Source organism: Brevibacillus sp. FSL L8-0520 (assembly GCF_037963895.1).
Taxonomy (GTDB): domain Bacteria; phylum Bacillota; class Bacilli; order Brevibacillales; family Brevibacillaceae; genus Brevibacillus; species Brevibacillus borstelensis.
Genome location: NZ_CP150171.1, coordinates 2,679,369 through 2,696,300, shown reverse-complemented (window position 1 = coordinate 2,696,300; position 16,932 = coordinate 2,679,369). Strand labels below are relative to the sequence as shown.

At 53.2% G+C, this 16,932-nt stretch carries 16 protein-coding genes; 3 read left to right on the top strand and 13 right to left on the bottom strand.

What is annotated here, in order from left to right:
* Positions 1 to 475: 475 nt before the first annotated feature.
* From NSQ24_RS13410 to NSQ24_RS13400, 3 genes are all read right to left on the bottom strand, one after another.
* Positions 476 to 1,825 carry a serine hydroxymethyltransferase gene (locus NSQ24_RS13410; RefSeq protein ID WP_003386818.1) on the bottom strand — a complete coding sequence of 450 codons (1,350 nt, stop codon included), beginning with the start codon at positions 1,823 to 1,825 and terminating at the stop codon, positions 476 to 478.
* A 172-nt stretch (positions 1,826 to 1,997) separates the two neighbouring features.
* The gene (locus tag NSQ24_RS13405) at positions 1,998 to 2,648 is read right to left on the bottom strand and encodes a GntR family transcriptional regulator (protein WP_024984733.1); all 651 of its coding nucleotides are present in this window, start codon (positions 2,646 to 2,648) and stop codon (positions 1,998 to 2,000) included.
* Between the two features lie 90 nt (positions 2,649 to 2,738).
* Positions 2,739 to 3,620 carry a YitT family protein gene (locus NSQ24_RS13400; RefSeq protein ID WP_024984734.1) on the bottom strand — a complete coding sequence of 294 codons (882 nt, stop codon included), beginning with the start codon at positions 3,618 to 3,620 and terminating at the stop codon, positions 2,739 to 2,741.
* Between the two features lie 282 nt (positions 3,621 to 3,902).
* Between NSQ24_RS13400 and mqnC the strand changes: the two genes are divergently transcribed.
* The 3 genes from mqnC to NSQ24_RS13385 all read left to right on the top strand — a co-directional run bounded on the left by mqnC (position 3,903) and on the right by NSQ24_RS13385 (position 6,644).
* A complete protein-coding gene (gene mqnC, locus NSQ24_RS13395) occupies positions 3,903 to 5,036 on the top strand; it encodes a cyclic dehypoxanthinyl futalosine synthase (protein WP_003386821.1) in 1,134 nt (377 codons plus the stop codon).
* Positions 5,037 to 5,050: 14 nt separating this feature from the next.
* A complete protein-coding gene (locus NSQ24_RS13390; protein ID WP_003386822.1) occupies positions 5,051 to 5,350 on the top strand; it encodes a hypothetical protein in 300 nt (99 codons plus the stop codon).
* 211 nt (positions 5,351 to 5,561) lie between these two features.
* Positions 5,562 to 6,644 (top strand): nitric oxide synthase oxygenase, encoded by a 1,083-nt coding sequence (locus NSQ24_RS13385; protein WP_031933345.1) that lies wholly within the window; start codon positions 5,562 to 5,564, stop codon positions 6,642 to 6,644.
* Between the two features lie 94 nt (positions 6,645 to 6,738).
* On the opposite strand, the gene NSQ24_RS13380 is transcribed toward NSQ24_RS13385, so the two are convergent.
* From NSQ24_RS13380 to NSQ24_RS13335, 10 genes are all read right to left on the bottom strand, one after another.
* Entirely contained in the window at positions 6,739 to 8,244 is a 1,506-nt protein-coding gene (locus tag NSQ24_RS13380; protein WP_003386825.1) for an aldehyde dehydrogenase family protein, read from the bottom strand.
* Positions 8,245 to 8,248: 4 nt separating this feature from the next.
* Entirely contained in the window at positions 8,249 to 8,821 is a 573-nt protein-coding gene (locus NSQ24_RS13375) for a hypothetical protein (protein ID WP_024984737.1), read from the bottom strand.
* 18 nt (positions 8,822 to 8,839) lie between these two features.
* Entirely contained in the window at positions 8,840 to 10,264 is a 1,425-nt protein-coding gene (locus tag NSQ24_RS13370; RefSeq protein WP_031933343.1) for an APC family permease, read from the bottom strand.
* Positions 10,265 to 10,301: 37 nt separating this feature from the next.
* Positions 10,302 to 11,462 carry an iron-containing alcohol dehydrogenase gene (locus NSQ24_RS13365; protein WP_031933342.1) on the bottom strand — a complete coding sequence of 387 codons (1,161 nt, stop codon included), beginning with the start codon at positions 11,460 to 11,462 and terminating at the stop codon, positions 10,302 to 10,304.
* Between the two features lie 251 nt (positions 11,463 to 11,713).
* A complete protein-coding gene (locus tag NSQ24_RS13360; RefSeq protein WP_024984740.1) occupies positions 11,714 to 12,190 on the bottom strand; it encodes a DinB family protein in 477 nt (158 codons plus the stop codon).
* 132 nt (positions 12,191 to 12,322) lie between these two features.
* A complete protein-coding gene (locus tag NSQ24_RS13355) occupies positions 12,323 to 13,696 on the bottom strand; it encodes an LLM class flavin-dependent oxidoreductase (RefSeq protein WP_003386830.1) in 1,374 nt (457 codons plus the stop codon).
* A gap of 26 nt (positions 13,697 to 13,722) precedes the next feature.
* A complete protein-coding gene (locus NSQ24_RS13350; protein WP_311068471.1) occupies positions 13,723 to 14,916 on the bottom strand; it encodes an amidohydrolase in 1,194 nt (397 codons plus the stop codon).
* A gap of 2 nt (positions 14,917 to 14,918) precedes the next feature.
* Positions 14,919 to 15,443: a GNAT family N-acetyltransferase gene (locus NSQ24_RS13345; RefSeq protein ID WP_338461089.1), complete on the bottom strand. Its 525-nt coding sequence runs from the start codon at positions 15,441 to 15,443 to the stop codon at positions 14,919 to 14,921.
* Positions 15,444 to 15,464: 21 nt separating this feature from the next.
* Entirely contained in the window at positions 15,465 to 16,217 is a 753-nt protein-coding gene (locus NSQ24_RS13340; RefSeq protein WP_024984744.1) for an amino acid ABC transporter ATP-binding protein, read from the bottom strand.
* Positions 16,214 to 16,924, bottom strand: coding sequence for an amino acid ABC transporter permease (locus tag NSQ24_RS13335; protein ID WP_024984745.1), 711 nt, complete (start codon positions 16,922 to 16,924; stop codon positions 16,214 to 16,216). Before NSQ24_RS13335 ends, NSQ24_RS13340 begins: the two co-directional genes overlap by 4 nt.
* Between the last annotated feature and the right edge of the window lie 8 nt (positions 16,925 to 16,932).

The following is a 16,932-nucleotide window of genomic DNA, read 5'->3' as shown; positions in this document are numbered from 1 at the left end:
ACTTGATGTTCGGCCCTTCCCCATTCAAGCGTCCTCTACTCGGGTACTATGGCCTCTGCTGACTTCTGCATGTTCAGCGTCTCCTTACGGAGACGGTTACCAACAGTTGAAGGCGTTTCATGCAGACCTCCCCAGGTAAGAACGATAACTTTCATCCCATGTACCTGCCCAAGTTTACTACTGTATCCCTTGGCTGTATGGGGCTTTGTCTTGTTTGGCAGACTCGCCCGGATACAACAGCCTCAAATTGGGTTCGTGTACCTCAGGTCGGGATTTTGCCGCCGGCTTCCTTCAGATTCGACCTCGCGGTCGACACCCTTGCCTTGAGCTAACGGTTGGTACAGCCAACCCCCGTTCGGGACTTTCACCCTATAGCTATCGCCCATGCTGGGCGCACCAAAAAGAAGCCTTCCGGCAACAGCCAGAAGGCTTCCTATTTTCCATTCGGTCCAGACTGCATTTTCCTTAGCGCTGTCTACTGTCCATCAAAGCAGTAGTGGATCTTCTGATAGGCGGAACGCATCTCGACAACCCGCTTGCGCGTAACCTCGAGCGGCTCTCTTTTTTCCAGTACAGTCACAATCAGTTCGGCGATCGACTCCATTTCCGCCTCCTTCATGCCCAATCGGGTCACCTCGGTCGTCCCGATCCGCAAGCCGCTTGGATGATCCCAATCCGTCGATTTGTCGCAGGGAATCAAATTTTTGTTGGTGATGATATTGGCTTTGGCCAATTCCTGCGCGACCTCAAGACCGCCGCCAAAAGCGCGGACATCAAGGATGATCTGATGGGTTCGCGTGAATCCTTTATGTGCTCCGAGGACCGTGATGCCCCGCTCGCTCAATGCTTTTCCCAGTGCCTGCGCGTTGCTCACGATTTGAGCCATGTATTCCTTGCCAAAAGCCAAAAACTCGGCTGCTGCGGCAGCCAGTGCCGCGACGCGATTGACCTGATGCGTGGCAGCCAGTGCCGGAAAGACAGCATCTGTGATTGGCTTTGTGAGCTCGGGATCATCCCAGACGATAATGCCGCTTTGCGGTCCGCTAAAGGTTTTTCCGGCAGAGCCTGTCAGGACGCACGCGCCTTCTTTCAGCGGGTTCTGGAATTGCCCTCCGGCGATCAAGCCGAGCTGATGAGCGCCATCAAAAAAGATTTTGCCGCCCCATTCCGAGACGATGTCCGCCATTTCCCGGATCGGAAACGGGAACAGCGTCATCGAGGCACCTAATGCAACGAGGCGCGGCTGTACTTGTCTGGCTGCCTGGGCAAACGCCTCCAAATCGACTTCCAGCTCAACCGGGTCCATCGGAACATCGTGAATGTGCAGACCGCGAATACCTGCCGGACCATCGATCCGATTGCTTGAGTGCCCGCCGAACGGCTGTGCAATCGTCATGACAGGATCGCCGGGCTTCGTCAAAGCCGCGTATACCGTCATGTTTCCGAGCATGCTGGCTACAAGCCGATGGTCCGCGTACTTGCACTGGAAGACCTCTTTCAAGAGCTCCACGCATAGTGCCTCGATCTCGTCGATGTACTTCGTACCGGCGAACCAACGTTCCGTCGGGCCGATATGTCCTTCCGCTGCACGGGTCCCCACCTCTGATGCCAAGAGCCTGCGGACAGTCGGGCTGGTCGGCGCTTCGGGCGCAAGCAAATTCAGACATTCCTCCCCTCTCCAGACAGCATTTCTTTCCACCGCTTGTATCACTTCCGTCTGCATCACCCGCGGTGAAGAACAGCGATCCAATACATCGCGGGCCCATTTCAGCACGCTTGCGTCATGGACTTCAAAAGCTTGTGCAGGAGTCTGGTTGGCAGCCATCCACAATCCCTCTTTTCCCTGATCGAGAAACGATCGTTTTGATTTTCACAGTATAGGCTTCTCTCTATGTATAAAACCAATATATCGGATATCAGTTTTATGTTCAATGTTTTTTCAGAAATAACTGGAAATAAAAAGAAAAAAGCTCCCGACCGTCATCTGTCGGGAGCCCTTACGATTCACGCGTAAGTATTCTTCCTAAGCTCAGCCAATTTTCCTCCATTAAATGGGCGGCTGCACTCACTTCTCGCGATTTACACGCTTGGATGATCGCGGCGTGCTGTTCTACCGAGGTCAGCCCTTCCAGAGAACCAAACTTGGCAAATTCCAGCCGTCTGATTTTGGGAATGATCCGCTCCAGCGCCAGTTCGATTTCCCGGTTTCCGGAAGCGTCCAGGACGATTTGATGAAAAGCGTCATCCGCCTCAACCGCTCGGGTCATATCCTGTACATCGAGAGCCTGCTGGAGCTTGCGGTTTTCCCTTTCCATCGCAGCAAACTCGTTGTCTGTCAACAAAGGCACCGCCAGGCGTGCAGCCAGAGCGTGCAAGGTAGCCACGACTGTAAAAGCGTGCTTCGCCTCCTTCATATCGATCGGAGTGATTCGGGTCAGCGATCCTGGCGACGATTCGACGAGTCCCTCGTCTTCCAGCCTTTTCAAGGCTTCACGCACAGGTGTCCGGCTCACGCCAAATGTCGCCGCCAAATCGCTGTCCTTGATTCGCTGCCCAGGCTCCAGCTCCAATGTAATGATGGCTTTTTTCAGATGTTCGTAAATTTGATCTCGCAGCACGGGTCGGTCCAATGGTTTTATCGTTTTCATGAAACCAATATATCGGAGCCGAGGATTGGTGTCAACCAGATGTATCCAGTCATTTGGAACCGGTGTCAGCATGTCGGACTGTGTGCGGTATCAGTGGATGTTCTTTTTCTTGAACCGCCCTCCCCTGACATCGTGAATGTTTCCGATCGCGAGAAACGCGGAGGAATCGATTTCTTCCACGATGGACTTGAGTTTTGCTTCCTCCAGCCTGGTGATGACGCAAAAAATGACCTTCTTGTACTCGCCCGAATACCCGCCCTCGCCTTCCAGGTAGGTAACTCCCCGCCCTAACCGCGCTGTCAATGCATCTCCGATCTCAGTGTACTCCTCGCTGATAATCCAGACGGACCGGGATTGATCCAGGCCTTCAATGGTAATGTCAATCATTTTGAAGGCAATGTAGTAGGCGATCAGCGAATACATCGCTTTATCCCACCCGAAGATAAAGCCGGCGCTCCCCAGAATAAAGATGTTGAAGACCATGACGATCTCTCCGACAGAAAACGGAGACTGCTTCGTAATCAAAATGGCAACGATTTCGGTCCCATCCAGGGAGCCGCCTGCACGTATGACCATCCCGATCCCGATTCCCAGGATAATCCCGCCAAATACAGCAGACAGCAGCAGATCGTGGGTCAGTACAGGGACCGGTATGAGAAAGGCCGTCCCAACCGACATGACCAGTACGCCGATCAAGGTGGAGATGGCAAAGGTCTTCCCGATCTGTTTGTACCCGATAAACAAGAAGGGAAGATTGAGCAGAAACAGGAAAATCCCGAGCTTGATGCCGGTCAGGTGAGAAAGCATAATCGAAATGCCCGTAATTCCGCCATCAATGATGTTATTTGGCACTAAAAAAATTTCCAAGGCTACGGAAACGAGAATTGCGCCCAAGCAGATGAAAAAAGCGCGTATCAGTAAATCCTTTGCGCGCCTGCGTTTGTGAATGACTTTCGGTTTGGCAGCTTCCATCTTCACCCTCCTCATACATCAAGTATGCCCAAGAGACTTATTTCCAAGTGACGATGAAAGCGTCTTGGCTCCATTTCTTTTCCCGTTGTCTCCATATCTACAATTTTTCAGTCTCGATTAAAAGGCGGAGGCGTTATAATGGAGTTTGAGGAAGTGACTGCAGCACCTTGACATCCGGCCATCAAATACGGGATGACGAATTTCAAGTTGTATGGTAGGATAAGTCGATTTAAGAAATTCGGAAGGATTCAAATCTGAAAGGAATTAAAGGAGGCCTGCGAAATGCAGACAGTGGACCGCGTTCTGGACAAAGCGCTGCGTGGCGATCGCATTGGGCTTGAGGAATGTATCACACTTTTGGAATCAGACGAAATCGAAAAAATGGGACATGTCGCCAACGAACTGAAGAAACGGCGGCATCCTGACCCGATCGTTACGTTCAACATTGGACGAAACATCAACTACACCAACGTTTGTGACGTATACTGCCGTTTTTGCGCCTTTTACCGGCCTCCGGGCTCCAAAGAAGGCTACGTGCTTTCGGATGAGACGATCCTGCAAAAAATTCAGGAGACCGTAGACGTGGGCGGAGATGAAATTTTGATGCAGGGTGGCGTCAACCCTGATCTTCCGTTCCAATATTATTTGGACCTGCTGCGCAAAATCAAACAACGCTTCCCGCAAATCATCATGCACTCCTTCTCGCCAGCGGAAATTCAAAAAATGAAACAGCTTTCCGGCCTGTCTCTGGAAGAAGTGCTTCGCCAGCTCCATGAAGCAGGACTCGATTCCCTGCCGGGCGGCGGCGGCGAGATCCTCGATGACCGCACGCGCAAGAAAATCAGCCGGCTCAAAGGCTCCTGGACAGACTGGATGGATGTCATGAAAGCCGCCCACAAGATCGGCATGAATACGACCGCGACGATGGTCTACGGCTTCGGCGAATCGATGGAAGAGCGCGCGTTACATATGCTGCGCGTACGTGATGCCCAGGACGAATGCAAAGCCAACGGATATTCTTCGAAAGGCTTTACCGCATTCATCGTCTGGCCGTTCCAGCCGGAGAACACCAATCTCCAGCGGGAAAAATCCAAACCGGAAGAGTACTTGAAAATGGTCGCAATCAACCGGATCATGCTGGATAATATCGACAACCTTCAAGCCTCCTGGGTCACGATGGGACCAGAAATCGGCAAGCTGGCCCTGTCCTACGGCGTCAACGATTTTGGCAGCACAATGATCGAGGAAAACGTCGTGTCCGCCGCAGGTACGACGCATAAGGTAAATATCGATCTGATCCTTCGCCTGATCCGCGAGACCGGGAATATTCCGGCGCAGCGCAACACACGCTACGAAATACTGCGTGTTTTCCACGAGAACGAAAAAGTGGACCGCGATTTTGTAATGCAAAACTAAAAGGATGACGCTGCATGGCATTTGGGATTTCCAGGGAAGAATTGAACGAGTGGAAACAGTCGGTTTCCCGGGGCGAGATTGCCTTTATCACGCATTATTGGCATGATCCCCGTTTTCCTGGCATCAGGACGGTGACCAAGGTCGGTTGTTCGGACAGGCAGCGGTTGACAGATTGGTGTGTAGCCAACGGCCTGAACCCTGTTTATATCCACGACCGTCCCCCTTTCCCCCACTTCGACCTTATGGGACCGAAGCAAAAGGAAATACTGGAAAAGGAAAACCAGTGGGAGCAAGTCACCCGTTTTCGTTTGTAAGAAGGCAAGTCTATAAAGTGAAAAGCAGACTCTTCGCTTGATATCAGGCTGAGAGTCTGCTTTCTTTATCACCGAAAGTGTCAAAAAAAGTTCGGACAACGTTCATGCTCTCTTCATTTGTGGTCGGCTTATTCCCGTGCTATCCTAAAGCTTGATTGAAAACGCTTGGACGGTACACGAAACTTTTTTTCAAGCACAAGGGGTGAGAACCATCGCGCATCAATTAGCAGAAGAAGCCCGGACGTTTATCCAGGAATGCTACTCGTTCTTGGGTAAACCCGATACAGAAAGGGAAGCACGTATACAGGAGATTGCGAGAGAAATTCAAGAAACCGGCTCTTATGAACATACATATGAAGAGCTTCACTACGGTGTAAAAGCGGCATGGCGGAACAGCAATCGCTGCATCGGCAGATTGTTTTGGAATACGATCCACCTCTTCGATGCCAGAAGCGCGTCTACGGAAGAAGAAATCCGCGATGCCCTCTACCGCCATATCGAGTATGCCACCAACAACGGAAAAATCAGGCCTGCGATCACTGTATTCCGCCCCGCAAGCAACAAGCAGCAGCAAATACGAATATGGAACCACCAGCTCATCCGGTATGCGGGCTTTGAGACGGCTGAAGGCGTGATCGGAGACCCTCATTCCGTTCCGTTTACAAAGGCTTGTCTGGAATTAGGCTGGGAAGCAAAGCGGCAGCCTTATGAAATCCTGCCGCTGGTCATCCAGATCGGGGATCGGACTCCCGCATGGTTCGAGATTCCAAAACAGCTCATTTTGGAGGTTCCGATCAAGCATCCCGAGTATTCGTGGTTTGAGGAGCTGGCCCTGCAATGGTATGCGGTGCCGATCATCTCGGAGATGCGCCTCGAGGTGGGCGGCATTCACTACTCCGCTGCCCCTTTCAACGGCTGGTATATGGAGACCGAGATCGGGGCGCGCAATTTTGCGGACGAGGATCGGTTCAATCTCCTCCCGACAGTGGCTGCTTACATGAAGTTGGACACTTCGACCAACACGTCCTTTTGGAAAGACAAGGCGCTGCTTGAGTTGAATGTTGCCGTTCATCATTCCTATAAAGAAGCAGGCGTGAGCATCGTGGACCATCATACAGCTGCCCAACAGTTCAAGCTGTTTGAACAGCAGGAGCAGTCGTCCGGACGTGCGGTTACGGGAGATTGGACATGGCTCATTCCCCCTGTTTCTCCGGCAACGACCCATATTTTTCACAAGCTGTACGACAATACGTGGCATACGCCAAACTTCTTCTATCAGGAGAAGCCGTACTAGCTTACTAGAAGACAATTTGTATTAAAGGAAAAGCCGTACTAGCTTAGAAAAAAAATCGGCCTTGTCGCCAGGGCCGATTTGCTCGTATTGCTGCTTATCTTTTCTGGAACCACCCGCTCGGTTCTACTTGCAAATTGACATTGATTTGCTTGATCTCCAAATACTCTTCAAAGCCGTACGTACCCAGCTCGCGCCCGATCCCGCTCTGTTTGTATCCGCCCCACGGCGCTTCGTTGTAGGTGGGATGGTACGTGTTGATCCAGGTAATCCCGGCCCGCAGCTTGCGAATGACCCGGTGCGCTTTGGCAACATCCGAGGTGAACACTGCCCCGGCCAGTCCGTACCGAGTGCCGTTTGCCAGCTCGATCGCCTCTTCCTCGGCAGTAAAGGTCTGGATGACCAATACGGGGCCGAAAATCTCCTCTTGCACGATCCTCATGTCAGGAGTCGTATTGGTGAAGATCGTCGGTTCGACAAAGAATCCCCGGTCCAACCCGTTTTCCATCAGTCGACGGCCCCCGCAAAGCAGAGTGGCCCCTTCCTTTATTCCCGTCTCGATATAGGAGAGAACGCGATTCATATGCTCTTCGGTGATGAGTGGCCCCATCTCCGTCTCTTCGTCCGTTCCCGGCCCCACTTTGATCGTCTTGGCCCGGGCAACCAATTCCTCGACAAAGCGGTCGTAGATGCTTGCCTCCAGCAGCAGCCGCGAGCCCGCGGAGCATACCTCGCCCTGATTGGCAAAGATCGCGTAGAGCGCATAGTCTACAGCCGTTTCAAAATCCGCGTCGGCAAACACGATATTGGGGGATTTCCCGCCAAGCTCCAGCCCCACTTTTTTGATCGTATCCGCAGCCGCCTTCATGATTTTGATGCCCGTATCCGTTCCGCCGGTGAATGCAACCTTGTCCACGAGCGGATTTTCCGCCAGCTCCGCACCGACCGTTTCCCCTGCTCCGAGCACGAGATTGATCACGCCCGGCGGAAAACCGACTTGATCGATGATTTCGAACAGCCGGATCAAGGAAAGCGGCGTTTGTTCCGCAGGCTTGATCACGATGGCGCAGCCGGCGGCAATCGCGGGTGCGATTTTTTGCGTTGCCATGACCAGCGGGTAGTTCCATGGAATAATCTGCCCGACAACACCGATCGGCTCGCGGACGACCATCGACTGCATCTCGTCCGGAACATCGTAGGTGATCCCGTGAGGCTTCGTGCAAAGTCCGGCGTAGTAGCGGAATTGATTGACCGCGTCGCTCACGTCATAGCGGGACTCGCGGAGCGGCTTGCCATTGTTCAGCGTATCCAGTGAGGCGAACTCTTCCACGCGCTGTTCCAGCAGATCGGCGATCTTATGCAGAAGCGCCGCCCTGTCACGCGCCTTGCTCTCTTGCCACCCGTCCTTGTCAAAAGCCCGCCGCGCTGCCTGTACCGCCTTTCTCGCATCGTCTCTTGTCCCTTCGGTGACGAGACCGATCACCTCCCCGTTGGCCGGGTTGATGACTTCTCTCGTCTGATTGTCTGAACCCAATACCCATTGTCCGTCGATGTACATCTTCTGAACGGTTCGCGGATCAGTCAAAAACGAATTTGCAGCCATCTGTTTACACACCTCTTTCTTCCTTTTTGATCAGCTTTGCCAGACGTTTGATCAAGCTCATCGTATCTTGAATTTCTTGAGGTTTTGGCTTGCGGGCATATTTCACAGGGGGGAGCAGAATCCAGATGAAGTCGCCGTAATTGGGACGCATCTCGACCCTCCATCGCTGTTCCCGGCTGCTGTAACGAAGCTCGAGCAGCTCATAGTCGATCGAATTACAGAGCTCCTTGATGCGCTTGTCCTGATTGAGCCATTCAACGAGAGGGGCATGTGATTTCGAGAAAAAGCGGACTTGCCTGCCCGTTTTCATTTTACCAGAAAATTCGCATTTTATAACCAAATCTTCTTCAGGTCCCTTGTCGTGCAGTGTCCACATCCATGTGTAAATATAGACTCTCCCCATCCACTTGTTGATGATCTTGTAGGAAGCGCTCAGCTCCTCCACTCCGATTCTGGAACCATCCAGTTGTATGCGGCCGTTGCTGACATTCCCGATCGGCGCGTAAGATTGAAACTCGCCAGCAATCAGGTGTAGGGTTTTGAATGCGCGGTGGTCGATGACTGTATACAGCCCCATCCAGGTGTTCAGCTCCTTTTACGATGAAAGTTTTGCGTCACTTTCATGGCCGCCAATCGCTGTATCCAGCTCGCTTCTTTTGCGAATCCCGTCGTATACCTTTTCCAGTGGAACCGGTTCAAACAGTTTTTGACCCGTTGCCTTCAGGTAGATGATCCCAAACAAGATGATCGCAGCGATGACGTAAAGTGAAATCGTGAGGACGCGCGGGTCCTGATACTGCGTGTAGATCATGTACATGCAGGCGATGATGCCGACGATCTGCGGAATCGGGTAAAGCGGCGTTTTAAAAGGCCGTACAGCATCAGGATACTTGATCCGCAAGACGATGACGTCAATCTGTGTGATCATGTACGACATCAGCCAGGTGCCGCATGCCACAGCAATCATCATCGTGACAAAATCAATGTTGGCATTATTGACGAACGCATAAACAAGGACGATCAGAATCAGACCGACGACGAAAAAGATGCCGTACCAGGGCGTGCGTGTTTTCGGATGAAGCCAGGCGAATACCTTGGGCAGCAAGCCTTCCTTGGACAAGCCGTACAGCATGCGGGGTACCGCCACGAGATAGGTGTCACAGGTGGTCACGGCTGCCAGGATCGAGACGATACTCATAATGACAAGACCGGGCTTGCCCAGCATGGCCTCGGCACCGGCTACATGCGGAATCGTGGATTGTGCGAGCACATCCAGCGCGATGTACTTGGTGACGCCAAGACCAAAGAACAGGTCGACCAGCCAGATGGTGAAGCATCCGAACAGCATGGCGATCGGAATCGTTCTTCCTGGATTTTTTACCTCTTCAGCCAGCGGCGCAACAAATTCCATCCCGATGAAAAGCCAGATGGCAAGTCCCAGCGTCCCTGCCTGCTCCTGCCAGCTCAACGGCGAGAAGGGCGGCTGCACGGCCAAGGGCTCCATCGTGCCGATGCCAGTAAGTCCCCACAGCCCCAGTACGCCTAGAAGCGTCATCATGCCGATGGCCAGTATGGACTGTACTTTCCCGAACACGGCGACCCCCATCAGATTGACCAGAACGAGAAAGATCAATATCACAGAGACGCACACATACCAAGGTATCCCCGTCAGCGCCTCCAGAGATTGTCCGCCCACGATCATGTTTGTTCCTCCATCGGTGCCGACAAGCACGATATATCCTGCCAGTACGGCAAACAAGGCGGGGAGCTTGCCCAGTGCGGGGAGCGTGTACTCCCCGACCATTCCCGCTCCGGGGATCATTGCCGCCATTTCCGAGTAGGACAATGCCACGCATAAAATCACGATCAGCGCTCCAAAGGCGACTATGCTGTACGCAGGGCCGCTCACGCCGTAGCCATTTCCGAGCGCCACCATCGCAGTCCCGGAAACGACAAGTCCTACCGAAGCGGAATAAGCGGCCCAGAAGCCGAGCGTGCGATTCAATTTTAATTCACTCATAGGCAATCATCCTTCTCATCCGATTTTTGTGCAAATACTATCCCTCGTAAGCCATACGGAAAAGGCGCAAGTAATCTTCCTTCGTCGCTGGACGCGGGTTGCTCGGAGCCGACACATTCTGCGTCGCCGCTTCTGCCAGATACAAAAAGTCGTCCGGATTCACATTTCCCAGGTCCTTCATTTTCGGAATGTGCACGGTCTCAGCAAGCTTCTTCAACAGCCGGACACCCTCTCGCGCCGTCTCCTCTGCCGATCGATCTCCTCTCACCGCTCCGAGGCGTTCAGCCACGACGGCATGCTTCTCGGGATCTGCAGGGATGTTGTATTCAAATACGAACGGCAGGAGCATCGAGTTGGCCACTCCATGTGGCGTGTCATACAATCCGCCGAGAGCCTCCGCCATGCAGTGGACGCCGCCGACATCGGAGTTGCCGAAAGCGATCCCGGCGATCAAGCTTGCTGCCAGCATTTGTTTGCGCGCCTCCAGATTGGTTCCGTCAGCCACTGCGATCGGGAGATACCGGACGATCTGATCGATCGCATACAGGGCCAGCGCATCCGTGATCGGCTCGGAAATGTTGCACGTATAGGCTTCAATCGCATGCGTCAAGGCATCCATACCCGTCGATGCCGTCACATGCGAAGGAAGTGTGACTGTAAGCTCTGGGTCCAACAGTGCAATCCTGGGTGCCAGCCGCGTGTCCAAAATATTCATTTTCAGCTTTGTTTCCGTGTCCGTAATGACCGAGAAGAATGTAACTTCACTGCCGGTACCGGCGGTTGTAGGGATGCAGAGCAGTGGAGTGATCGGCTCTTGAAGCACATTCAGCCCGTACCAATCGCTGATCTGTCCCCCGTGTGTAAGCAGTGTCCCGACCGCTTTGGCTGTGTCCATGGAACTGCCTCCGCCCAGTCCGATCAGGACGTCCACGCCACCCTCCCGGGCGATTCGATAGGCTTCCATGCAATCCACATCGCGCGGATTCGGCTTGACCTGATCAAAAACGGCGTATGCAACCGCATTTGCTTCCAACATTTCTGTAACCGTTTTCAAAATACCGGATTTGACAATCCCTTGATCGGTAACGACTAACGCCTTCGTGCCTCCCAATTCTCGAATGCATCTTCCCAATTCCTTGATTTTCCCATTCCCAAATTCGATACGTGTCGGCAAATTGAATTGAAAATCCCAGATCATCCTATTATCACACCCTTTTGAATATTCAAAAATTATCACTTTCTAGAAGACTATCATACTTCAGCGACCATTCCCGCGCATGTTATATAGTAAATAAAAGTGGGACGAACATTTCATACATTTTGTAAGTTGGCTCATTCTGTTCTAAACGATACAGAGCTCCGCAAGAAAAAAGAACCGGGAAGCTTTCCTGCCCCGGCTCCTGTCATCATCCTGTATTATCGCTCCATTTCGTTTGTGTTCTCTACCGTTCATTTGTCCTCTGCCAAGGCTTGCTTGATCCGATCAATCTGCGCCAGATGCAATTGCACATGGGCAATAAATGCCTGAACAACATCGGCCAGTCTTACAGTCTTCCCGTTTACCTGAACCCCGCTCTTCTGCCAATCATCCTCAGAAAGTCTGCCAAACAGCTCACTATTATAGGAAAGCAACGCTTGGTATACACGCAGAATCTCCGCAACTGATCCTTCATTCGCCTTCGTATTGCTTACCCACGCATCTTGCGAAAAGCCGGGCAGCCGCGCTGTTGATCCGGAGAGAATTTCCCTGATTCGAAAGGACACGACGAGATTGTGGTCAGCCAGGTGGGACAGCACTTCAGTAACGCTCCATTTTTCAGGCGCCTCCTTCCACCTCAGCTCGTCCTCGGTCAATCCTTCAATCGCTTGCTTTAGCTGCTCGTATATTGCTAGGTAATGCCGTATATCGATTTTTGTATGGCTCACATTGCTACCTCCTTATGAAAGGCATGGATAACCGTTACATACGTGATTTGTCTTTTCGCTCCTTGTCTCCTTGTCTGTCTGGATTCGGTGGTGAAAGGCCGTTCGGACAATACGGGTTGACCAGTTTTCTATCTACTGTTTGCTCGCCTCCAGCTCTGGTGCTCTGCTTTTTTCAGAAGCAGTGCTTTGTCCCGAACGATAGCGGTTAGGAGGTACGGGAATCCCCAGATTTCCCCGCAATGTATCATGCTCGTACTCTGTGCGGAACAAGCCGCGCTGCTGCAGGATCGGCACGACGAGCTCCACAAAGTCATCAAGACCGACCGGCACGACCGCGCTGCCGATCATGAAGCCGTCCGCCGCTCCTGCCTCGAACCACTCCTGAATCTCATCGGCTACCTGCTCGGGCGTACCGATGAAGCCTTTTCGGGGGGTGGTCACGCGAAGGGCCAACTGGCGTAGCGTCAGCTTTTCCTCCCTGGCTATCCGCTTGATCCAATCCGTCGTGCTTTTGAAGCCTTCGCTGCCCAATTCGCCCAGATCGGGAAGCGGTTCGTCGAGCGGAAACTGGGAAAAATCAAAGTGGTCAAAGAATCTGCCCAGATAATTGAGCGCATCGTCAATATGCACCAGTCCCGCAATCTGCTCGTACTTGCGCTCGGCTTCCTCCTGTGTGTGCCCGATAATCGGGGCAATCCCCGGAAAAATGAGAATCTCTTCAGGAGCCCTGCCATAGCGGGCGGCTCTTGCCTTTACGTCCTGGTAGAAGCGCTTGGCTGCCTCGATGTTGTCGTGATTGGTAAAAACGGCATCGGCTTCTTTTGCTGCCAGCTCTTTGCCTGCTTCGGAGGAGCCCGCTTGAAAGATGACCGGCTGTCCCTGCCTGGACCTGCCGATATTGAGCGGTCCCTGGACAGAGAAAAATTCTCCTTTGTGATTCAGCCGATGCATCTTTTCCGGATGGAAAAAGACACCCGTTTGTTTGTCGCGGACAAAAGCGTCATCTTCCCACGAATCCCACAGTCCTTTGGTTACCTGGAGAAACTCATGGGCAATGCGGTAACGCAGCTCATGCGACGGATGTGCAGGCTTGCTGTAGTTCAGAGCGGAGCCTTCCAATGGAGAGGTGACCGCGTTCCACCCTGCGCGACCGTTGCTGATCAGGTCGATGGAGGCGAACTGTCTTGCCACGGTAAAGGGTTCGCTGTAAGACGTCGAGAGTGTCCCGACCAGCCCGATATGAGTGCTGAAACCAGCCAATGCTGCGAGCAGGGTGATCGGCTCGAACCGGTTTAAAAAATTGGGGTGGGATTTTTCCGTAATGTATAGCCCATCCGCCACGAAGACAAGATCGAACTTTCCTTCCTCCGCTTTTCTCACCAGTCTTTTGTAAAAGGCAAGGTTTACGCTGGCATCCGCGACGGCATCCGGATGTCTCCATGCAGCTACGTGCCCGCCCGGTCCATGCAGCATCGTGCCTAGCTTCAACTGTCTTTTTTGCGTCATTGTCTATTTCCTCCCCTTTCGATCAGTCAAGCGTACCGTTCCAATTGCAGCTCGTTGTCCGTCTCCCACCGCTCCAGCGCATGGATGGCAGCCAGTGCAAACAGAGCGGCACCCGGCGACAAGGCGTCTTCATTTACAGTAAATTTCGGATGATGCCACTCTTCGCTCCCGCTGGTCCCAATCCAAGCGAAGCTGCCTGGCACGACTTGTTGATAATGGGCAAAATCTTCACCGCCTGCCGAAGGCTTTGCCTCCACGACGTTCAGGCGCAGTGCCTCCGCTGCACTGTGAAACACTTCTGTCGCCGCCGGGTGATTGTCTACTGACGGTGTACCCGCGAACCATTCCAGTTCGGCCCGGGCTCCGAAGCCTGCTGCAATTCCGGTCGCGATCCGCTCAAGCAGCTCCGGTATTTTCTGCCGCACCTGCGGATGAAACGTGCGAACAGTACCGTCCAAAGCTGCTGTATCGGGTATGACATTCCACGACGTGCCGGCGTGAAATTGGCAGACGCTGACAACCGCGCTTTCAAAAGGGCTGATGCTCCGGCTTACAGCCGTTTGCAATCCCCCGACGATCGCGCTTGCGGCCACGATCGGGTCAATGGCCGCATCCGGCACCGCGGCATGGCCCGCTTTTCCGGAAACCGTGATGTTGAAGCCGTCCACACTCGCCATCAGCGGTCCGCTTAGAAGTCCAATGGTCCCGACCGGCAAGTCCGGTTTATTGTGCATCCCGAAAATGGCGCTCACGCCTTCCAATGCTCCTGCTTCGATCATTGCTTTGGCCCCTGTGCCCTTTTCCTCTGCCGGCTGAAACAGCAAGCGAACGCGTCCAGGCAGCTTGGCCGCGTGTTTTTGCAGTAAAAGAGCAGCTCCCAAAATCACAGAGGTGTGGAAGTCGTGGCCGCACGCGTGCATCCTTCCCTTGACCAAAGAAGCGTAGGGCAGCCCGCTCTCCTCCTGAATCGGCAAGGCATCAATATCTGCCCGAAGCGCTACGGTGGGTCCCGGCGCAGCTCCTGTAATCTCTGCCAATACGCCTACCGGAATCGCCAGCGGCAATATGCTGATCCCGGCCTCTGTGAGCGTGTCGCGAATTTTCCTCGTCGTCCGGTGCTCCTCCCAGGACAGCTCCGGATAGCTGTGGAGCTCTCGCCTGATCTCGACGAGCTTGCTATGGTATTCCGCTGCTTCTCTGAGCAGATCTTCGGCTGTAATCGTCAAATGGACACCTCCTCATTGTGCGTTTCGCTTGCGGCAGTCGGGCTGTGAATGAGCCGTTTTTGCAAAAACACAAGCTTGTCATCATGACCCAAATCCCGCTCATAAAACGGGGTATATCCGTTTCTTTCGTACATCGACAACAGCCATGGGTGCTTTCTGGATGTCGCCAGCGTTGCGCAAGGGGCATGCAGCGTATCGCGGACAACCGTTTCTTCCACATACCTGAGCAGCCTTGAGCCGATGCCCTGGTTTTTGCAGTCAGGGTCTACCGCAAACCAGTACAAAAAGGGATATTCCGTCACCTCTACCAAGGAACGCAAAGAGATTGTCGCGAGCAGCCTGCCCTCCCTCTCCAGAACAAAGCATGTATGCTCGGACAGGTTTTCGAGGATCATCTCCATATCTGCGTGGACAGCGGTAAACTCGATTTCCAGCTCCCGGATGGTTTGATACGCTCTTTTGATCAGCTCCAGAAGCTTCTCCGCGTCCTTTACTGTCGCCAGACGAAACTGGTCGCTCATGCAAAACACCTCCCAAACGATTCAGATCACGTAGCTCCACTCCGGGGTAATCCGCCTCACGAACTGTTTGGTCCGCTCTTCTTTCGGATTTGAAAAAATCTCATCCGGTGGGCCTTCCTCAACGATCACCCCGCCGTCCATGAACACGATATGGTTGGCCACTTCTCTGGCAAATCCCATCTCATGGGTGACTACGATCATCGTCACGCCTTCCCGCGCGATCTTTTTGATAACCGCCAGAACCTCGCCCACCAGCTCCGGGTCCAGAGCGGACGTCGGCTCGTCAAACAAGATCACCTCCGGACTCAAAGCCAGTGCACGAGCGATCCCGACACGCTGCTGCTGTCCGCCGGAGAGCTGGCTGGGATAGTGATGAATCTTGTCAGACAACCCCACTTTTTCCAGGACGTCGAGGCTTTTTTGCTTTGCTTCTTCTTTCGGTAGCTTTTGTGCGACGACGAGGCCTTCCATCACATTTTCCAAAGCAGTCTTGTGCTTGAACAGGTTGTAATGCTGAAACACCATCGCCGTTTTTCTGCGGAGCTTCAAAACGTTCTGTTTGCCCGGCTGCTTGCAATCGACGGTGAAGCCGCTGATCGTCACCTGACCGTCTGACGGCCGCTCCAAAAAATTGACGCAGCGCAACAGTGTTGTTTTTCCCGAACCGCTTGGCCCGAGGATGACTACAACATCCCCTTTGTTTACCGTCAGGTCGATGCCTTTCAGCACCTCATGGCTTCCGTATGACTTGCGGATATTTTGCAGTTGAATCATGCGATACCTCCCCGGTTGTACGCTGTAACACGCTTTTCCAGAAAAGCGGTGATCCTCTCAGCGATAATGGTCATCCCCCAGTAGATCAACGCGGCCGCGATGAAAGCCTCCAGGAACTTCAGATTGACGGAGGCGACGACATTCGCCTTTCCGAGCAGTTCCATCTGCGAGACGGTGAAAGCGAATGTGGAAGTGTGCAAAAATCCGATGAACAGATTGCACAAATTCGGCAAAATGATCCCGATCGCTTGCGGCAAAACAATCCTCCACAGCGCTTGGCGGGTGCTCATCCCGACGGCGTAAGCCGCTTCGACCTGGCCTTGGTTGACCGACAAAATACCGGAGCGGATAATCTCCGACATGTAGGCACCTGCCGTCAACGAAAAGGCCGTCAGCACAAAAACCAGAATCGGAATCGAAGCGGTGTCAATACCCCATCCGAATTGATCGGAAAGCTTGGCGATCAAAAGCGGCAGGGCAAAGTAAATGATCAGCACATGCAGCACAACAGGCGTTCCTCGCAGAAAGGAAACGTAAAAATCGGCGATCCGGTGGAGAAACCGCACCTTGTAGATACGCATCAGTGCCGTGACCACGCCAATCCCGAACCCGATGATCAGCGGAATGACCGTGATGACGAGCGTGAGCGGCAGAGCCGTTACAATTTCGAAGAAGCACGTAATGATAAACGGAATGTCAATTGTCATCTGATACG